The sequence below is a fragment of the Serratia sp. LSHTC3 genome, assembly GCF_057197125.1.
This window is the reverse complement of record NZ_JBXUNP010000005.1, coordinates 218,815-235,842: the sequence shown is the minus strand read 5'-3', so window position 1 is coordinate 235,842 and position 17,028 is coordinate 218,815. Positions and strand designations below refer to the sequence as shown.

The following is a 17,028-nucleotide window of genomic DNA, read 5'->3' as shown; positions in this document are numbered from 1 at the left end:
GAGACCCGCATGTCTGAAGCCATTGATTATTACGCCTTGCCCGAACAGCCGGCACGCAACCTCACCCCGGTGCCGGCGCGCGGCCTGATCGAAATCAGCAACGTCAGCAAGTTCTTCGGCAAACACAAGGCGCTGGACGACGTCAGCCTGACGCTGCAGCCGGGCACCGTGACCGTGATCCTCGGCCCTTCCGGCTCGGGCAAATCGACGCTGCTGCGGGCGATCAACCATCTGGAGCGCGTGGACGAGGGCTTTATCCGCATCGACGGCGACTACGTCGGTTACCGCCGCAAGGGCAACCGGCTGTACGAGCTGAAGGAAAAGGCCATTCTCCGGCAGCGCATCAACGTCGGCTACGTGTTCCAAAACTTCAACCTGTTCCCGCACCTGACGGTGCTGGAAAACATCATCGAAGCGCCGGTGGTGCACAAAATTCACTCCCGCGAACGGGCGAAAGCGGTGGCCTATGAGCTGCTGGATACCGTCGGGCTGCGCCACAAGGCGGATGCCTATCCGCGCCACCTCTCCGGCGGCCAACAGCAGCGCATCGCCATCGCGCGCGCGCTGGCGCTGAACCCGAAGGTGATCCTGTTCGATGAGCCGACCTCCGCGCTCGATCCCGAGCTGGTCGGCGAAGTGCTGGACGTGATTAAGGGATTGGCGGATCTGGGCGTCACGCTGGTGGTCGTCACGCATGAAATCGGCTTTGCGCGCGAAGCGGCGGATCGGGTGGTGTTTATGGTCGACGGGCAGATCGTCGAGCAGGGCGATGCCAGACAGGTGCTGGCTCAGCCGCAGCACCCGCGCACCGTTAACTTCCTCAACAAAGTGCTGTGAGCGTCGGGGCGCCGCAGCGCCCCGCGCAGGAGCAGGTTAAAGACCGGCGAAACGCCGCTTCTCGGCGGCGAAATCCAGCGGGCGAATTCCCTGCTGGTTTTTATCCTCTTCGGTCAGCAGCGCCGGCGGAATAAACCAGGTCACCTCAAACAGCAGCCCGTCCGGATCGTGGCCATAAATGCTTTTGTGCACGCCGTGATCCTCTTCCAACCCGAGAATGCCGCGTTCGGCCAGCTGATGGCGAATGCGCTCCAGCTCTTCCAGGCTGTCCACTTCCCAGGCCAGATGGTACAGCCCGGCCGGCGGCTCATGCTCCGCCGGCGGCTCGCCGTTGGCGCGAAACACCCCGGCGCGCTGCTGGCCCAGGTTCTTGCTGAACAACGCCAAATCGTGATCGTTGTCCGAATCGGCGGCCTGGGTAAATACCGCCCGGTCGGGGCTGTCGGACGGCTTCAGCTTGAAGCCCAATACCTGATGATAAAAGTCGGCGCTCTGCCGCACGTCGCTGACATACAGCACGGCGTGATTGAGACGTTTGATACCCATCGATATTCCTTTTTCGCATTGAATGAAGTCAGCATGAACATAGCATGTGGAGGAAAAGCCGCTAAATGCCGTTATCGCATGACTAAATGCCGCCCGCGCAATCTGTCGCTGCAAGGCATTCCGCGCTATCATAAGCGCTGTATTGATCCCTTTTGTGAGAATAACGATGAACGGCAAGATAACGACTTTTTTTGAAGACAAAGGCTTCGGCTTTATTACCGACGAGAACGGAGAAAATCGTTATTTTCACGTGATTAAAGTGCAAAATCCGGAGCTGATTAAGAAAAACGCGGCGGTGACCTTCGAACCGACCAACAACACCAAAGGCCCGTCGGCTTATGCGGTCAAAGTGTTGGCGCCCAGCAAATACATCATCATCGCCAATGAAAGAATCAAGATCGCCAGCATCAAGTCTTTCAATACCTTCACCAAGGAAGTGCCGGTCAAAGCCGATGTGGATAAAGAGAACACCGTGCTGTCGGTCGGCCTGCTGATGAACCGCATTCGCCCGCAGTCCGAAGACCAGGCGCAGGCCATGCAAACGCTGCGCATGCTGACCATCACCACCTTCCAGAACACCACCCATACCTTCTCCGAGCACGAGATCGACATGGATGAAACCATCAAGGCGTTGAAAAGCCTGTAAGCGCCGCTCACCCAGCGTCGAGCTTAACGGAACAGAATATGCTCGACGCTGTTGCCGTTCACCACGTTGAACGACTCCACCCGATTCCGCCCCTGCGATTTGGCGCGATACAGCGCGATATCCGCCATATTCATCAGCTGCTCCAGCGATTTCACCTCGTTCATCGCCAGGCTGGCGACGCCGACGCTGATGGTGATTTTCAGCGTCTGTTTGCCTTCCGCCTGCAGTTCCGCCTGCTCCACCAACCGGCGCAGATGCTCCCCCAGCGCCACGCCCTGCGCCGCCAGCGCGCGCGGCAGCATGATGGCGAACTCTTCCCCGCCCAGGCGGCCGAACAGCTGATCGTGCCGCAGCTCGCGCCGCACGATATGCGCGAACGACGCCAACACCTGATCGCCGGCGCTGTGGCCGTGCGTATCGTTGATCTGCTTGAAATGATCGATGTCGATCAGCAGTAGCGACACCGCCTCTTTCGAGCGGTGCTTGTGCTCAAGCAGCTCGCCCGCTTTGCGCGTCATCGCGCTGCGCGCCAGCACCCCGGTCAGGAAATCGTGGTTGGCGCTGTGCTCCAGACGCCGCATCAGCTTGCGATTGGCGGCGATAGAGCTGGCGAGGATCAGCGGCCCCATCACCAGCATGGCGATGCCCAAGCGGGCGGACATCAGGGTGTCGAGGAAGGCGTTGTGATTGTTCGGCGTTTCATACAGCACCAGGTTGGCTGAAATGTTGCTGATCTCGGTCATGCCGGTCAACAAGGTCAGCAACGTCACGGGGAACAACTGGTAGCGCACTGCGCACCACAGCAGCGCCGGGATCGGGAAAGCGATGGCGCCCGGCCCGCCGATATAGACGCTGAACGCCAGCGACAGCAGTAGCGCCAATAGCGGCAGGCAGCCTTTCAGGCGCCAACGCACCTGCATGCGAAACAGCTGTTTCAACCGCGGCGCCGCCATCAGCACCGGCAACAGCAACAAGGTCGTCGAGAACTGCTCACTGAACCAGGCCAACCAGGCGACCACCACCGTATTGTTGTACAGGCTGTCGTTACGCAGCACCGACAGCGTCGACGCCACCGCCGATCCGGCCAGACTGGCGCTGAACATATAGAGTATCGCCTGGGGTTTGCCCATGCGCCGTTGAGATTGCGGCAGCATCAGCATGATGCCGTAACCGACGGCGATCAGCGACATGTTGCAGGCGTTCAGCCACAGCGCCAGGGACCAGCCCTCGCCGGTACTGAGATCGGCGGCGACCATGCCCAGATAAGTGGTGAGCCAGCCGAGCGGCGTAGCGTAAACGGGTTTGCGCAGCAGCAGCCCAAGCAGAATCGCGTTGACCGGCCAAAATAAAGAAAGTGAACCTATCGGCCGGCTAAGAATACCCACCAGGGAGAGTAAAAAGGCCAGCATGAAAAGATTGATCAGCTGCACCGTTAGCGGCAGGCCATGCCTGGCGTTTATTCTGGCGCTCATCGCCTCGCCCATATTTTGCTAATAACCAGAATAATAATATGCATACTCTCTCGCCCGGCCAGTGAGGGATAGTCAATCCGAATTTCAACCAAAAAAGCCAGACAAATCAATAATAAAAAACATTAACATTTAATTAACAGAATTTTCTTAGCCTGATGCGGCCGCGGCGTAACTCCCCGCACAGCGTCAGCAAATAATGCCCGCTCTGCTGTCAGCATAGCGCATAGCGTAATAGGCCGCCGAGAGAGTTAATTACATTAATAAACTTGTGGTTATTGGTCATTAAATGATGTTTGAATCACTGTGCGATTATTTTCCTGCAACTGGGCCGCCTGTGCAATAACAACCCAAAAAAAGCCCGCATGAAGCGGGCTTGCTTGAACAACAGCAAATCGACAGTTACGACACGGCCATGCATTGCATGACCGTGCTGACGCGCAGTATAGCGGTGAAAGCTTAAGCAGACCTTAGCAACAAAAAACCCGGCCTAGGAACCGGGAATATTTGTACGAAATGCAGTGTTAGCCCAAGCAGGCTAATAACATTTCGCAGATTACACGCCAATTGTGCAGAGAAAATGAACGCGGCATCCGTTCAACCGCACCGCCGTCCCATCTACACGATAGGTCTTACGCCAGTTTGGCGGCAAAGCCCGCTACGCGCTGACCATAGAGCTTGGCGGTCGCCAGATCGCCCGACAACATCTCATCCACGCCGGCATCCGCCGGGGTCTGCACCAGCAGCCCCACCGAACCGCCCAGGTTATTGACGTCGGTGCGCTGCGCCGATTTGGTGTTGGCCGGCAACAGCCCCAGGCTGACCCACAGGCCGCCATGTTGCGAAGCCAGCGTCTGCAGCGCGATCAGCGTCACCTGCTTGTCGCCGTTCAGGCTGGCGCTGTTGGTAAAACCGCCGAACACTTTATCCTGCCACTTGCGGCCGAACCAGGCTTTGGAGCTGGCGTCGGCGAATTTCTTGAACTGCCAGGATGGGCCGCCCATATAGGTCGGCGAACCAAAGATGATGGCGTCCGCCTCATCCAGCGTCTGCCAGGCTTCGTCGCTGATATCGCCGTTCTGATCGATGGCGATCAGTTCCGCCCCGGCGCCTTCCGCCACCACTTTCGCCAAACGCTCGGTATGGCCGTAGCCGGAATGAAACACCACTACTGTCTTCGCCATAGAAATTCTCCACTCATTGCACAAAGGCGCCGACGGCGCCCCTCTCGCGTTCAATCTAATCAAGCGCACAGCGACTGAATACCGAATAAAACTGACGGTGTTATTCAAAAAAATCGCGTTACGCGCCCTGTTCTGCCTGTTGACGGGCGAAGTCGATAAAAGCGCGTAGCGGGCGCGGCGTTTGGCGGTTTGCCGGATAGTACAGATAGAAACCGGGGAACGGAGGGATCCAGGCATCGAGCAGCGGTAACAGCCTCCCCTCGGCCAGGCCGGTGGCAACCTGTTGCTCAAACAGGTAGGCAATGCCTACCCCATCCATCGCAGCCCTCACCAATATTTCCGGCTCATCGACTGTCACCGGCCCTTTCACGGCGATCTCCTGCTTTTCACCGTCACACTCAAACTCCCAGCGATACACATTGCCGTTGGTCGGCCAGCGGTAATTCAAACACCGATGCCGATGCAGATCGCCCGGTGTTAACGGCCGGCCGTGACGCGCCAAATACGCCGGCGAAGCAACGACACGCATCCGCACCTCCCCGCCCAGCTTGACCGCCACCATATCTTTCGCCAGTTTCTCGTGCAGCCGCACGCCGGCATCAAAACCGCCGGCAACGATATCCACCAGCCGCTCCTCAACATTGAGATCGAGCGTAATATCGGGGTATTGATGATGAAACGGCGCGATCAAGGGTGCCAGAAAATGCAACGCCGCCACGCGGGTTACGTTAAGCCGCAAAAGACCCGAGGGGTTCTGGCGTTGCTCTACCGCCTGCGCCACCGCCGCGTCGATCTCGGCCATCGCGGGCGTCAGGCGCGCCAACATCAGTCTTCCGGCTTCAGTCGGCGCCACGCTGCGAGTGGTGCGATTCAGTAAACGCACACCCAGACGCGCCTCCAGGTTGCGCAGCGTTTGGCTGAGCGCCGAAGCGGATATACCCAAATGTGCGGCTGCGCGGGCGAAGCCACCGTGCTCGACAATAGCGGCAAAGGCGCGCAATTCGGCGAAATCACTGCCCCTCATTATGCTCTCCCTACTTAATAATTCATGAAGATTATAGCCCATTCCTTAAACAACCTACGGGCGCTATCGTGGACGGCATCTACACGGGAGAATGCCTATGAACACCACACTTTCACTGGATCACTATCGCCTGCTGGGCCGTTCCGGTCTGCGCGTTTCACCGTTGGCGCTCGGCACCATGACCTTCGGCACCGACTGGGGCTGGGGCGCCGAACTGGCCGAGGCTCGACGTCTGTTTGACGTTTATGTCGAACGCGGCGGCAACTTTATCGATACCGCCAACCGCTATACCGAGGGCAGCGCCGAACTTTTCGTGGGTGAGTTCGCCGCCGGGCGCCGCGATCGGTTGGTGATCGCCACCAAATACACCCTGCCGATGCAGCCAGACGATCCCAATTCCGGCGGCAACCATCGCAAAAGCATGCTGCGATCGGTTGAAGCAAGCCTGCAACGGCTCAATACCGATTACATCGATCTGCTCTATCTGCACGCCTGGGATTTCACCACGTCGGTGGAAGAGATCATGCGCGCCCTGGACGACCTGGTGCGCGCCGGAAAAGTGCTGTATGTGGCGGTGTCTGATCTCCCTGCCTGGCAGGCGTCCAGGATGCAAACGCTGGCGGACCTGCGCGGCTGGTCGCCGCTTATCGCCTTGCAAATCGAGTACAGCCTGCTGGAACGCACCGTCGAGCGCGAACTGCTGCCGATGGCGCAAGAATTGGGGATGGGCGTTATCCCTTGGTCGCCGCTGGCCGGCGGCGTGCTGAGCGGCAAATACCGGCGACAGGATCTGCAGCCATCGCCAGATGAAGCGGGCACTCGGCGCGAAGCCGTACGCGCCAAGGGGACATTGAACGCACGCAATCTCGGTATCGCCGATACCGTCAACCTGATCGCTCACGAGACCGGGTATACCCCATCACAAATCGCGCTGGCCTGGACGTTGCGCCAGCCGACGGTCACCGCGCCGATCGTCGGCGCCCGAACCCTGGCGCAATTGGAAGATAACCTCGGTGCATTGAAGGTGGCGCTGACGGAAGATCATTGGCGGCGATTGGACGATCTCAGTGCCATCGAGCTGGGATTCCCACACGATTTTCTCGCCCTGCCGGCCACCCGCAACATCATGACCGGCGGCCTGCATCTCGCCCCGCGCAGATAAAAAAAATCCCGCACAAGGCGGGATAAACTTAACAGGGATGGGGTAATACACTACAGGGAATGGATAACACACAACATCATCGGGTAGAGCTACAGTATCAATCTCAATGTATAGAACTGTCATCCCCGCGTAAGTTTGCTCGGCCAGATGTAACGCCGAATGGGAAATATGACATTTTGCTCAACGCACCACGAACAGGCGCGACTCGAACCCGCCGCTCTTGAAGGTAACGGTGTTGACCCACCCCGGCGGCGAACGGCCGAAGTCCTGGTTGAAATCGCCGCCGCTGACCAGCCAAATCCGGCGATGGCCCTTCGATAAGGCGCTGAGCTTATCGACGTAGGTCTGCGCCGCCCGATCGTGGAAAAAGGTGCCGAAGCCATAGGCATTGGGCTTACCCGAGATGCCGTTGGGCCTGGCCGGGGTATACAGCAAGGCGCGGTAGCCCTGTTTGTTGTAATACACATAGCTCAGGTAGTTGAACATGTTGCTGACCACTACCGCATCGTTAGGCTGATAGTGGCTGTTGATATAGTGCACCATCACCTTGAACTCATCTTTCTCGGCCGGGTAATCGTTACGCACGCCGCAGCCGAACAACAAACTGAAGAACAGCAGCAAAGAGATCCCGCGCACTCGGTTTTTCGTTCCGGCGATCAGCACACCCAACACCAGCGGAATGCCGAGCGCGGCGGAATAGAGATAGCGATCGACAAACAGCGGCGAGCGCCAGGAAATGGCGAATACCAACATTACCGGGATCAGCATGCCGCCGAGCAGCAGCAGAGAGAATTTTCTCGGCATCTGGCGCCGCCACAGCAGCAGTGAACATAAAGCGACAAACATCGCCGGCAACAGCCAGAGAATGATCGTGGGATAGTTGCTGCCATCATGGCCGGTGAGAAAACGCCAGAACATCGCCGGCAGATCGCTCCAGGAAACCTGAGGGATCCAACCGACGTCGCCGCCGACCCGCAGCTCGGCGATATGCGCCAGCAGATTGAACAACACCAGTAGCCAGGGAATGTAGGCCACCCCGATCGCCGCATTGGCCAGCCACCACACCGGTTGCTTGATATAACACTCGCCTTCGCGGCGGCACGACAGCGCCAACACCACCAGCCAATGCGCGATCAGGGTAAAAATCGTGAAGTAATGGGTATAAAAGCTCAGCGTCATCAACAGCGCATACAGCGCCAGATAACGGCGGTTATCCGGCGTTTTCAGCCACTTCGCCAACGCCATGGCGGCGGCGATCGCCAGCAGCCCCATCAGCGCATACATGCGCGCCTCCTGGCTGTAACGCACCGCCATCGGCATGATCGCCATCAGCCAGCCCGCTATCAGCGCCGCCCGCTCGTTGGCCAGCCAACGGGTAAAGCGCATCGCCAGCGCCACTGTCGCCACGCCGAGCACCAGGCTCAGCGAACGGGCGGCCAGAATGCCGTCGCCAAACAGCACCATCCAGCCATGCAGCAACAGGTAATACAGCGGCGGGTGAACATCGAAGGAAGCGTGGTACAGCAAAGCGCCTACGTCATAGCGGCTGGTCAGCACGCTGGAGGCCTCATCGCACCAAAAATACCTGTCGGTTAAGGATATAGACCGTACGAGCGCCGAAAACGCCACGATCGCCAACGCATAATGTTTGTAACCGATGCCCTTTAAGCCGTTGTTGCTCAACGAGACATTCGAAACCTGTTGCAGTGACATAACCGCATTCCGCCCAAGAGAACCACACAATGTGGAGACGCTGCCTCATCATTGCCGACGGCGGGTAAATGGCGGGTAAATCAGTGCAAAAAAGTCGGCGCGATCACCACCGCGCCGACCGGCCCTCAGCGAATTTCAACGCTGATATCCGGGTAGGCCTTCTCGCCGTCGCTGAGGTAATGCCCCAGCGCCCGGTATGCCATGACGTACAGCACGGCGGCGGCGCACAGACACAGCAAGGTCACGAGAAAGAATCTGGATTTGCGCACGATAGGCTCCATGGGTAAATTTTCACCTATTGTAACGCGGCAAAATAAACGAAGGTTCAATGCCGCTTGCCGTTTCCTGTGACCGCGCTCGGTGTCAGACAAATTCCCGTCACTTAAACCCCACAACCCCCGCAGTGAACAGTAACCTGCCGCCCATCCCCTTTATGAACAAAAAGAGAAAAGTGAATTGCCCGCCGGTCCCTTTTTCCACCGATGCGCCCTCTCTACTATTGGACCTATCCAGCCGCTTAACGCTCAGCTGGCTGACCTCACTACCGCCTTAGGCATGAGTGATTCGGGATAGCAGCGTGCTTCACCGCCGCTTTTCAGCTACGACACATTAAAGGAGTTGCGACAATGGCTGTAAAATTTCCTTATGCAGGCCAATCTTTTACCATCAAGATGGACAATGGTCTCGAAGTTAAAAACGCCTACCATGCCAGTGAAAACACCATTACCGTTGAGTTTCTAAACGGAGAACTTCGCGGAACCATTATGAATGTGCCTTTCCAGTGGCGTTCATTGGCTGACGGCTATTTCATGATTTCCTGGCAAGAATCCGATAAAAATACCGTTGTTCACTGCGATAACTTCGAAAAACACATTTCTTATGCTTACTACACAACGATGAATGGAGATTTTTACGTGATGGAAGGGAAAATTCTTTAATTCACTTCAGCGCCTTTAATCCTTTTCGCGTATTAATTGCCGCTCTATCAAATAGCCTATCCTTTGGCGTGGCCATTTTTATGCCTTTCTCATATCGCGCTCACATGAAGCAAAAACGGCGGCATACGTGGGCGAGCTGGTTGGTTCAGGCAGGCGTGCCACTTTCGGCACTGCAAGAAATGGGAGGATGGGAGAGCATCGAGATGGTACAGAGATATGCTCACCTATCCCCAACTCATCTAACCGAACATGCGAGAAAAATTGACGAAGTCTTGGCGGGCAATGTCACTAACCTGGCACTTTTGGAAAATCTTGCAGTGGGGGAATGAGCATAACTCATTGATACTTAATGGCACGCCCTATAGGATTCGAACCTATGACCTACGGCTTAGAAGGCCGTTGCTCTATCCAACTGAGCTAAGGGCGCATTGAGATGCGGCAACCTGCGGCTGCGGGTTGCGATTATACGGTCAGAGGTTAGCGAGTCAATGCCTTTTCATGACGTTACGACGGCGGCCGTGCTTTATGGCGTTTTTTCCACCAGCGCCCGCGCGGCGAGGGTTCTCGTCAACGGGCGCCGTTACGCTGAGCCAGCCCGGCGCCTACGTAAATCGGCGCGTGCTCACGCCCTTGCCGCCCGTTGTCCCGCCGCTGGCAGAGGCGAGCAGACATAACCACTGCGGCAATGTCGCCCCAATCGGCATGCTCAATCACCCGTGTGTTGCAAGTCGCCGCCACGTTTTCAACCCATGCGGCGTCAGCGCGTGCGCTGTTTAAAGAAGCCTGGCTCCCCGATGCCCAAACCAGCAACAGCGTGCAGCCTGCCCAGGCGCAGCCCTTCATACGCATAACTTCCGCCACAGCGCATTCAGGCGTGCCCGCCACAACGGCGCCGCCTCATGCTTGCCGAGCTGATGCAGCGCGGTGAGTTGCTCACTGTCCGCCGGATGCAGCGAAGAATCGAACACCGTCTCCCCCACATGTTTAGGCTGCGCCGGTTGCTCGCCAGGCTGGTGATGCAACGGATAAAGCCGGGTTATCGCTCTCATGATCCTGCCCTCTTTCGCCCTGTGTATGGCCCCAGCGTATGCAAATGCCGGTAAAAATGGCGTAGAGGTTCCTGAAGCCGGCATAAAAAAAGCGTAAATCGGCCTCGGCAACGGCGGCGAGGGTGATTCTGCGCCTGACAGCGCGCTCAGCTTCTGACAGAATAGCGGCATCCCCGCTTTTCTTAATTGATGGATTTCCACACTGATGTCAGCAAAGATTATTGATGGTAAAACGATTGCGCAGCAGGTTAGAAACGAAGTGGCTGAGCAAGTGAAACAACGTCTGGCGGCCGGCAAACGCGCCCCAGGCCTGGCGGTTGTGCTGGTCGGCGAGAACCCGGCCTCGCAAATTTACGTCGCCAGCAAGCGCCGCGCCTGCGATGAAGTCGGCTTCCTCTCCCGCTCCTACGACCTGCCCGCTGCCACCAGTGAAGCCGAGCTGCTGGCGTTGATCGACCAGTTGAACGCCGATGAGGAAATCGACGGCATTCTGGTGCAGCTGCCGTTGCCGGCCGGCATCGATAACGTCAAGGTGCTGGAGCGCATCCATCCGGATAAAGACGTCGACGGCTTCCACCCCTACAACGTCGGCCGCCTGTGCCAGCGCGCGCCCAAGCTGCGCCCGTGCACGCCGCGCGGCATCGTCACCCTGCTGGAGCGTTATAACATCGATACCTACGGCCTGAACGCCGTGGTGGTCGGCGCCTCCAACATCGTCGGCCGCCCGATGAGCATGGAGCTGCTGCTGGCCGGCTGCACCACCACCGTCACCCACCGTTTCACCAAAAATCTGCGTCACCACGTCGAGAACGCCGATCTGCTGGTGGTGGCGGTCGGCAAACCGGGCTTCATCCCGGGCGACTGGATCAAACCGGGCGCCATCGTGGTGGACGTCGGCATCAACCGTCTGGAAAGCGGTAAAGTGGTGGGCGATGTCGATTTTGACGCCGCCAGCGAGCGCGCCGCCTACATCACCCCGGTGCCGGGTGGCGTTGGCCCGATGACCGTGGCTACACTGATCCAAAATACCTTGCAGGCCTGCGAGGAATATCACGACGTTCAACCTAAATAAGTAAGGCAGTATGGAAATTTTCAATCTGGACAATCATCCCCACGTCGAACTGTGCGATCTGCTGAAGTTCCAGGGCTGGTGTGAAAGCGGCGGCGCCGCCAAAGAAGTCATCGCCGAAGGGCTGGTGAAAGTCGACGGCAAGGTCGAAACCCGCAAGCGCTGCAAGATCGTCGCCGATCAGGTGGTGGAGTTCAACGGCGGCAAGGTCATGGTTAAACCCTAACCTGCAGCCATAGAAAAAGGCGCTGAATTCAGCGCCTTTTTTGTTTTCACTTCGGCCGGCTTACTTACGGCGCCAGGTGGTGCCCTGCGGCCCGTCTTCCAGCACGATGTTCATCTCGTTCAAGCGATCGCGAGCGGCGTCCGCCAGCGCCCAGTCCTTGGCGGCACGCGCTTCGTTACGCTGTTTGATCAGCGCTTCGATCTCCGCCACTTCACCGTCGTCAACCTGTGCGCCCCCTTGCAGGAACTGCTCCGGCTCTTGCTGCAGCAGGCCGAGCACTTTCGCCAGCTTGCGCAGCTCCGCCGCCATGCCGTTGGCCGCCGCCATGTCTTCGCTCTTCAGGCGGTTAACTTCGCGCGCCAGATCGAACAGCGCCGAGTAGGCTTCCGGAGTGTTGAAGTCGTCGTCCATCGCTTCGCGGAAGCGGGCTTCGAACGCTTCACCGCCGGCCGGCGCGGCATCGGCGTCGGTGCCGCGCAGCGCGGTATAGAGGCGCTCCAGCGCGGTGCGCGCCTGCTTAAGGTTCTCTTCGCTGTAGTTCAGCTGGCTGCGATAGTGCCCGGACATCAGGAAGTAACGCACCGTCTCCGCATCGTAATGGCCGAGCACGTCGCGGATGGTGAAGAAGTTATCCAGCGATTTGGACATCTTCTCTTTGTCGATCATCACCATGCCGGAGTGCATCCAGTAATTGACGTACGGGCCGTCGTGGGCGCAGCTCGACTGCGCGATCTCGTTCTCGTGGTGCGGGAACATCAGATCGGAACCGCCGCCGTGGATGTCGAAGTGGGTGCCCAGCTGTTTGCAGTTCATGGCGGAGCATTCGATATGCCAGCCCGGACGGCCCGGCCCCCACGGCGACTGCCAGCTCGGCTCGCCCGGCTTGGACATTTTCCACAGCACGAAGTCCATCGGGTTACGCTTCACGTCGTCGATCTCCACGCGCGCGCCGGCCTGCAGCTGATCCAGATCCTGACGCGACAGCAGGCCGTATTGCGGATCGCTGTCGATGGAGAACATCACGTCGCCGTTGCTGGCCACGTAAGCGTGATCGCGATCGATAAGACGCTGCGTGATCTCGATGATCTCGGCGATGTGCTGGGTTGCGCGCGGCTCTTGATCCGGGCGATCGATCAGCAGCGCGTCGAAGTCGGCATGCATTTCCGCCAGCATGCGTTCGGTCAGCTGGTCGCAGGTCTCATGATTTTCCGCCGCGCGGCGAATGATTTTGTCGTCTACGTCGGTGACGTTGCGCACGTAGTTCAGCGAATAGCCGAGATAGCGCAGATAACGCGCCACCACGTCGAAAGCGACAAAGGTACGACCGTGGCCGATGTGACACAGGTCATAGATGGTTACCCCGCACACGTACATGCCCACTTTCCCGGCATGAATGGGTTTGAATTCCTCTTTTTGACGACTCAGGGTATTAAAAATCTTTAGCATCGGGAGATTCCGTGGTGTGCGTGATAACAAAAAAGATAACCGGGCTTCAGGTTTTACGCCCGGTAGCGTATTGAAACCTGAAGCCTGATCTATTGCAAGGTTAAGGCCAAGCTTTGCTGACTTCACGCGAATAAAATGCGCGAAATTCGCCGGCCGGCGCAATTGTTATAATATAACACAAATGCAATTACCACAGACAGTGCGCGGTTGAGCCGCTGCTGACTCGCTGGGGCGGATATGTTATAAGGGCGGTCTGAATGTTCACTCGCTTTACGTGACGTCTCACTTCACCTTGTTAGGATTAAAACTATGGTTACTTTCCACACCAATCACGGCGATATCGTTATCAAGACCTTTGCTGACAAAGCGCCGGTTACCGTTGAAAACTTCCTGAACTACTGCCGCGCCGGTTTCTACGACAACACCATCTTCCACCGTGTGATCAACGGCTTCATGATCCAGGGCGGCGGTTTCGAGCCGGGCATGAACCAGAAAGCGACTAACGCGACCATCAAGAACGAAGCCAACAACGGTCTGAAAAACACCATCGGCACCCTGGCAATGGCGCGCACCAACGATCCGCACTCCGCCACCGCACAGTTCTTCATCAACGTGGCTGACAACGACTTCCTGAACTTCCGCGGCGAAAACGTGCAGGGCTGGGGCTACTGCGTGTTCGCTGAAGTGGTTGAAGGCATGGACGTGGTCAACAAGATCAAAGGCGTGAAAACCGGCCGCAGCGGCATGCACCAGGACGTACCGGTAGAAGACGTCGTCATCAACAGCGTGACCGTCAGCGAGTAATCGCGGCTGCATGAGTACGCTGTTCATCGCAGATCTGCACTTGTGCGCACAGGAACCGGCAATCACTGCCGGTTTTCTGCGTTTTTTACGGCGCGAAGCGGTGCACGCCGACGCGCTGTACATCCTCGGCGACCTGTTTGAAGCCTGGATCGGCGACGACGATCCCGAGCCGCTGCACGCGGAGATCGCCGCGGCGCTCAAAGCGCTGCAACAGGCCGGCGTGCCCTGCTATTTCATCCACGGCAACCGCGATTTTCTGCTCGGCAAGCGCTTCGCCCGCGCCAGCGGCATGCAGCTGCTGCCGGAAGAAAAAGTGCTGGAGCTGTACGGCCGCAGGATCCTGATCCTGCACGGCGACACCCTGTGCACCGACGATCAAGCCTATCAGCAATTCCGCCGTAAAGTGCACAACCCGCTGATTCAAAAATTGTTCCTCGCGCTGCCGCTGCGCTGGCGACTGAAGATCGCCGCCAACATGCGCGCCCGCAGCCAGCAATCCAACCAGTACAAGTCGGAAGCCATCATGGACGTCAACCCGCAGGCGGTCGAGCAAACGATGCTGCGCCACGACGTGCACTGGATGATCCACGGCCATACCCATCGCCCGGCGGTGCACCGGCTGGCGCTGAGCAACGGCGAAGCCCATCGCGCGGTGCTGGGCGCCTGGCACGTCGAAGGATCGATGATCAAAGTCAGCGCCGACGCCGTCGAGCTGATCCAATTCCCATTCTGAGTTCCGCGCAGGCGCGCGAGTGAAAATTCGCGCTTTCGCCGGTGAAAACCGGCGACGCAACCGTTTTCCTCGCCGTGCGCTCATGGTATGCTCTACGCCCTCATTCGGCCCTCAGCCGACGCCAGACAAATCACAGGAGCCTTACACCCATGGGAGCCAACGCCGCTTCAGCCGCCAATGCCGGGGCTAAAATCGCAATTGTAATGGGATCGAAAAGTGACTGGGCCACCATGCAGTTCGCCGCCGAAGTCCTGACCCAGCTCGATGTCCCCTTCCATGTCGAAGTCGTTTCCGCTCACCGCACGCCGGACAAGCTGTTCAGCTTCGCCGAGCAGGCTGCCGCCAACGGCTTTGACGTGATCATCGCCGGCGCCGGCGGTGCGGCGCATCTGCCGGGCATGCTGGCGGCGAAAACCCTGGTGCCGGTGCTGGGTGTGCCGGTGCAAAGTGCCGCGCTGAGCGGCGTAGACAGCCTCTACTCCATCGTGCAGATGCCGCGCGGCATTCCGGTGGGGACGCTGGCGATCGGCAAAGCCGGCGCCGCCAACGCCGGGCTGCTGGCGATGCAGATCCTGGCGCTGCACGACGCCGCGCTGGCGCAGCGTTTGGCGGACTGGCGTCAGGCGCAGACTGAAGACGTTTTGAACCACCCCGATCCGCGGGAGGACGCATGAAGCCGGTTTGCGTACTGGGCAACGGCCAGCTGGGGCGCATGCTGCGCCAGGCCGGCGAACCGCTGGGCATCGCCGTCTACCCCATCGGCATCGATGCCGAACCCGAGGCGGTGCCGTATCAGAACAGCGTCATTACCGCCGAGATCGAACGCTGGCCGGAAACCGCGCTGACGCGCGAACTGGCGACCCACAGCGCCTTCGTCAACCGCGACATCTTCCCGCGTCTGGCCGATCGCCTGACGCAAAAACAGCTGCTCGACCAGCTCGGCCTGGCGACCGCGCCGTGGCAGCTGCTGGCGAGCGCCGCCGAATGGCCGCAGGTATTCGCTTCGCTGGGCGAACTGGCGATCGTCAAACGCCGGGTCGGTGGCTATGACGGCCGCGGCCAGTGGCGCTTGCGCCCCGGCCAGGAAGCCGAACTGCCGGCCGACGCCTATGGCGAGTGCATCGTCGAGCAAGGCATCAATTTCTCCGGCGAAGTGTCGCTGGTGGGCGCGCGCGGCCACGACGGCCGTTCGGTATTCTACCCGCTGACCCATAACCTGCATGAAGACGGCATCCTGCGCACCAGCGTGGCGCTGCCGCAGCCCAACCCGGCGCTGCAGCAACAGGCCGAGCAGATGCTGGCGGCGATCCTGAACGAGCTGAACTACGTCGGCGTGATGGCGATGGAGTGCTTTATCGTCGGCGATCGGCTGCTGATCAACGAACTGGCGCCGCGCGTGCACAACAGCGGCCACTGGACGCAAAACGGCGCGTCCATCAGTCAGTTCGAGCTGCACCTGCGCGCCATCCTCGGCCTGCCGCTGCCGCAGCCGGTGGTGAGCACGCCATCGGTGATGGTCAACCTGATCGGCACCGCCGTCAACGAACAGTGGCTGTCGCTGCCGCTGGTGCACCTGCACTGGTATGAGAAAGAGGTGCGCCCTGGCCGCAAGGTCGGCCACCTCAATCTGAACGACCCGAGCGCCGCCGATCTGCGCCAGGCGCTGCAGACGCTGGCACCGCTGCTGCCGGGCGAATACCAAAGCGGGCTGGCCTGGGCACAGCAGAAGCTGGCCTAAAGCGCACGCCGCCGAAAGTAAAAGGGGTTAGCCCAAGGCTAACCCCTTTTTTATGACGACAATTTTAAACCGCTGCGCTTAATCAGAAAAAATATTCTTATTTTTCCTTAGCATACTTCTTATCATCAGATTCATACCCAAAAAACCACTGATGCCATATCCAAGCGCTGTGACGATATGATTGCGCAAGAAAGGGTAATTAAGGGTCAGATCGTTAGCGATAAGAATCGAAAACCACGGCAACAATGCAACCAGCAATATGCCCGTTCCGTTAAAGAATCCCGCTGAAGCAAGGCCACGCTGCCAACGTCCGAGACGTTCGCGCAAAGGCAAATTTTTTAATTCCGGGATACTTTTAAGTGACCAGTAGATTTTCATTCCCTTCGTTCCTGGTGGTAACCCGCAGATCACACATTATAAAACACGAAAATAATACAGTTTAAA

Annotated in this window: 19 protein-coding genes, 1 tRNA gene and 1 pseudogene; 11 read left to right on the top strand and 10 right to left on the bottom strand. The window is 58.5% G+C overall.

All coding sequences use genetic code 11. The features are described from left to right. Window positions 1–9: 9 nt before the first annotated feature. Entirely contained in the window at window positions 10–837 is an 828-nt protein-coding gene (locus tag AC2CGI_RS19390; RefSeq protein WP_015376924.1) for an amino acid ABC transporter ATP-binding protein, read from the top strand. A gap of 36 nt (window positions 838–873) precedes the next feature. Here AC2CGI_RS19390 and AC2CGI_RS19385 read toward each other — a convergent pair whose 3' ends face one another. Beyond that, complete coding sequence (locus AC2CGI_RS19385) at window positions 874–1,383, bottom strand: VOC family protein (RefSeq protein WP_015376923.1); 510 nt, start codon at window positions 1,381–1,383, stop codon at window positions 874–876. 166 nt (window positions 1,384–1,549) lie between these two features. Here AC2CGI_RS19385 and AC2CGI_RS19380 point away from each other — a divergent pair, with 166 nt between their 5' ends. Then, entirely contained in the window at window positions 1,550–2,029 is a 480-nt protein-coding gene (locus AC2CGI_RS19380) for a cold-shock protein (RefSeq protein ID WP_015376922.1), read from the top strand. Between the two features lie 23 nt (window positions 2,030–2,052). Here the strand turns inward: AC2CGI_RS19380 and AC2CGI_RS19375 are convergent, their stop codons facing one another. The 3 genes from AC2CGI_RS19375 to AC2CGI_RS19365 form a co-directional block, all read right to left on the bottom strand. Then, window positions 2,053–3,501 (bottom strand): GGDEF domain-containing protein, encoded by a 1,449-nt coding sequence (locus tag AC2CGI_RS19375; RefSeq protein WP_033645856.1) that lies wholly within the window; start codon window positions 3,499–3,501, stop codon window positions 2,053–2,055. A gap of 629 nt (window positions 3,502–4,130) precedes the next feature. Beyond that, the gene (locus AC2CGI_RS19370) at window positions 4,131–4,682 is read right to left on the bottom strand and encodes a flavodoxin family protein (protein ID WP_004940045.1); all 552 of its coding nucleotides are present in this window, start codon (window positions 4,680–4,682) and stop codon (window positions 4,131–4,133) included. Window positions 4,683–4,800: 118 nt separating this feature from the next. Beyond that, window positions 4,801–5,706, bottom strand: a complete 906-nt coding sequence (locus AC2CGI_RS19365) for a LysR family transcriptional regulator (RefSeq protein ID WP_484593963.1) — start codon at window positions 5,704–5,706, stop codon at window positions 4,801–4,803. A gap of 97 nt (window positions 5,707–5,803) precedes the next feature. Here AC2CGI_RS19365 and AC2CGI_RS19360 point away from each other — a divergent pair, with 97 nt between their 5' ends. Then, on the top strand, window positions 5,804–6,868 hold the full coding sequence (locus AC2CGI_RS19360; RefSeq protein WP_075685631.1) for an aldo/keto reductase: 1,065 nt from the start codon (window positions 5,804–5,806) through the stop codon (window positions 6,866–6,868). A gap of 180 nt (window positions 6,869–7,048) precedes the next feature. On the opposite strand, the gene AC2CGI_RS19355 is transcribed toward AC2CGI_RS19360, so the two are convergent. Together AC2CGI_RS19355 and AC2CGI_RS19350 are read right to left on the bottom strand one after the other, a co-directional pair. Next, a complete protein-coding gene (locus tag AC2CGI_RS19355; RefSeq protein WP_021504636.1) occupies window positions 7,049–8,581 on the bottom strand; it encodes a glycosyltransferase family 39 protein in 1,533 nt (510 codons plus the stop codon). A 125-nt stretch (window positions 8,582–8,706) separates the two neighbouring features. Further along, the gene (locus tag AC2CGI_RS19350; protein ID WP_015376917.1) at window positions 8,707–8,850 is read right to left on the bottom strand and encodes a hypothetical protein; all 144 of its coding nucleotides are present in this window, start codon (window positions 8,848–8,850) and stop codon (window positions 8,707–8,709) included. Window positions 8,851–9,207: 357 nt separating this feature from the next. Here AC2CGI_RS19350 and AC2CGI_RS19345 point away from each other — a divergent pair, with 357 nt between their 5' ends. Further along, window positions 9,208–9,519: a MoaF-related domain-containing protein gene (locus AC2CGI_RS19345; protein WP_015376916.1), complete on the top strand. Its 312-nt coding sequence runs from the start codon at window positions 9,208–9,210 to the stop codon at window positions 9,517–9,519. Between the two features lie 119 nt (window positions 9,520–9,638). After that, window positions 9,639–9,848 (top strand): annotated as a pseudogene (locus tag AC2CGI_RS19340) (tyrosine-type recombinase/integrase); the annotation flags it as partial. Window positions 9,849–9,869: 21 nt separating this feature from the next. Here the strand turns inward: AC2CGI_RS19340 and AC2CGI_RS19335 are convergent. After that, window positions 9,870–9,946: transfer RNA gene (locus tag AC2CGI_RS19335), tRNA-Arg, on the bottom strand. A 412-nt stretch (window positions 9,947–10,358) separates the two neighbouring features. Continuing rightward, window positions 10,359–10,568, bottom strand: coding sequence for a hypothetical protein (locus AC2CGI_RS19330; RefSeq protein ID WP_015376915.1), 210 nt, complete (start codon window positions 10,566–10,568; stop codon window positions 10,359–10,361). A gap of 205 nt (window positions 10,569–10,773) precedes the next feature. Here AC2CGI_RS19330 and folD point away from each other — a divergent pair, with 205 nt between their 5' ends. Both folD and ybcJ read left to right on the top strand, forming a co-directional pair. Next, a complete protein-coding gene (gene folD, locus AC2CGI_RS19325; protein ID WP_004940177.1) occupies window positions 10,774–11,640 on the top strand; it encodes a bifunctional methylenetetrahydrofolate dehydrogenase/methenyltetrahydrofolate cyclohydrolase FolD in 867 nt (288 codons plus the stop codon). Window positions 11,641–11,650: 10 nt separating this feature from the next. Continuing rightward, window positions 11,651–11,863 carry a ribosome-associated protein YbcJ gene (ybcJ, locus tag AC2CGI_RS19320; protein WP_015376914.1) on the top strand — a complete coding sequence of 71 codons (213 nt, stop codon included), beginning with the start codon at window positions 11,651–11,653 and terminating at the stop codon, window positions 11,861–11,863. Between the two features lie 60 nt (window positions 11,864–11,923). Here the strand turns inward: ybcJ and cysS are convergent, their stop codons facing one another. After that, window positions 11,924–13,309: a cysteine--tRNA ligase gene (gene cysS / locus AC2CGI_RS19315; RefSeq protein ID WP_015376913.1), complete on the bottom strand. Its 1,386-nt coding sequence runs from the start codon at window positions 13,307–13,309 to the stop codon at window positions 11,924–11,926. Between the two features lie 309 nt (window positions 13,310–13,618). On the opposite strand from cysS, the gene ppiB reads away from it, so the two are divergent. The 4 genes from ppiB (at window position 13,619) to purK (ending at window position 16,584) form a co-directional block, all read left to right on the top strand. Then, window positions 13,619–14,113 carry a peptidylprolyl isomerase B gene (ppiB, locus tag AC2CGI_RS19310; protein ID WP_004940183.1) on the top strand — a complete coding sequence of 165 codons (495 nt, stop codon included), beginning with the start codon at window positions 13,619–13,621 and terminating at the stop codon, window positions 14,111–14,113. Window positions 14,114–14,123: 10 nt separating this feature from the next. Continuing rightward, window positions 14,124–14,846, top strand: coding sequence for a UDP-2,3-diacylglucosamine diphosphatase (locus AC2CGI_RS19305; RefSeq protein WP_015376912.1), 723 nt, complete (start codon window positions 14,124–14,126; stop codon window positions 14,844–14,846). A 149-nt stretch (window positions 14,847–14,995) separates the two neighbouring features. After that, the gene (gene purE / locus AC2CGI_RS19300) at window positions 14,996–15,520 is read left to right on the top strand and encodes a 5-(carboxyamino)imidazole ribonucleotide mutase (RefSeq protein WP_004940188.1); all 525 of its coding nucleotides are present in this window, start codon (window positions 14,996–14,998) and stop codon (window positions 15,518–15,520) included. Continuing rightward, on the top strand, window positions 15,517–16,584 hold the full coding sequence (gene purK, locus AC2CGI_RS19295) for a 5-(carboxyamino)imidazole ribonucleotide synthase (protein ID WP_021504639.1): 1,068 nt from the start codon (window positions 15,517–15,519) through the stop codon (window positions 16,582–16,584). The genes purE and purK overlap by 4 nt, the downstream gene beginning before the upstream one ends. Before the next feature lie 78 nt (window positions 16,585–16,662). Here purK and AC2CGI_RS19290 read toward each other — a convergent pair whose 3' ends face one another. Continuing rightward, a complete protein-coding gene (locus AC2CGI_RS19290; RefSeq protein WP_015376910.1) occupies window positions 16,663–16,962 on the bottom strand; it encodes a hypothetical protein in 300 nt (99 codons plus the stop codon). Window positions 16,963–17,028: the final 66 nt, after the last annotated feature.

Excerpts from the sequence above, each read along its gene's own strand:
- AC2CGI_RS19390 (WP_015376924.1), top strand. The coding sequence starts at position 10 with ATGTCTGAAGCCATTGATTATTACGCCTTGCCCGAACAGCCGGCACGC.
- AC2CGI_RS19385 (WP_015376923.1), bottom strand. The coding sequence starts at position 1,383 with ATGGGTATCAAACGTCTCAATCACGCCGTGCTGTATGTCAGCGACGTG.
- AC2CGI_RS19380 (WP_015376922.1), top strand. The coding sequence starts at position 1,550 with ATGAACGGCAAGATAACGACTTTTTTTGAAGACAAAGGCTTCGGCTTT.
- AC2CGI_RS19375 (WP_033645856.1), bottom strand. The coding sequence starts at position 3,501 with ATGAGCGCCAGAATAAACGCCAGGCATGGCCTGCCGCTAACGGTGCAG.
- AC2CGI_RS19370 (WP_004940045.1), bottom strand. The coding sequence starts at position 4,682 with ATGGCGAAGACAGTAGTGGTGTTTCATTCCGGCTACGGCCATACCGAG.
- AC2CGI_RS19365 (WP_484593963.1), bottom strand. The coding sequence starts at position 5,706 with ATGAGGGGCAGTGATTTCGCCGAATTGCGCGCCTTTGCCGCTATTGTC.
- AC2CGI_RS19360 (WP_075685631.1), top strand. The coding sequence starts at position 5,804 with ATGAACACCACACTTTCACTGGATCACTATCGCCTGCTGGGCCGTTCC.
- AC2CGI_RS19355 (WP_021504636.1), bottom strand. The coding sequence starts at position 8,581 with ATGTCACTGCAACAGGTTTCGAATGTCTCGTTGAGCAACAACGGCTTA.
- AC2CGI_RS19345 (WP_015376916.1), top strand. The coding sequence starts at position 9,208 with ATGGCTGTAAAATTTCCTTATGCAGGCCAATCTTTTACCATCAAGATG.
- AC2CGI_RS19330 (WP_015376915.1), bottom strand. The coding sequence starts at position 10,568 with ATGAGAGCGATAACCCGGCTTTATCCGTTGCATCACCAGCCTGGCGAG.
- folD (WP_004940177.1), top strand. The coding sequence starts at position 10,774 with ATGTCAGCAAAGATTATTGATGGTAAAACGATTGCGCAGCAGGTTAGA.
- ybcJ (WP_015376914.1), top strand. The coding sequence starts at position 11,651 with ATGGAAATTTTCAATCTGGACAATCATCCCCACGTCGAACTGTGCGAT.
- cysS (WP_015376913.1), bottom strand. The coding sequence starts at position 13,309 with ATGCTAAAGATTTTTAATACCCTGAGTCGTCAAAAAGAGGAATTCAAA.
- ppiB (WP_004940183.1), top strand. The coding sequence starts at position 13,619 with ATGGTTACTTTCCACACCAATCACGGCGATATCGTTATCAAGACCTTT.
- AC2CGI_RS19305 (WP_015376912.1), top strand. The coding sequence starts at position 14,124 with ATGAGTACGCTGTTCATCGCAGATCTGCACTTGTGCGCACAGGAACCG.
- purE (WP_004940188.1), top strand. The coding sequence starts at position 14,996 with ATGGGAGCCAACGCCGCTTCAGCCGCCAATGCCGGGGCTAAAATCGCA.
- purK (WP_021504639.1), top strand. The coding sequence starts at position 15,517 with ATGAAGCCGGTTTGCGTACTGGGCAACGGCCAGCTGGGGCGCATGCTG.
- AC2CGI_RS19290 (WP_015376910.1), bottom strand. The coding sequence starts at position 16,962 with ATGAAAATCTACTGGTCACTTAAAAGTATCCCGGAATTAAAAAATTTG.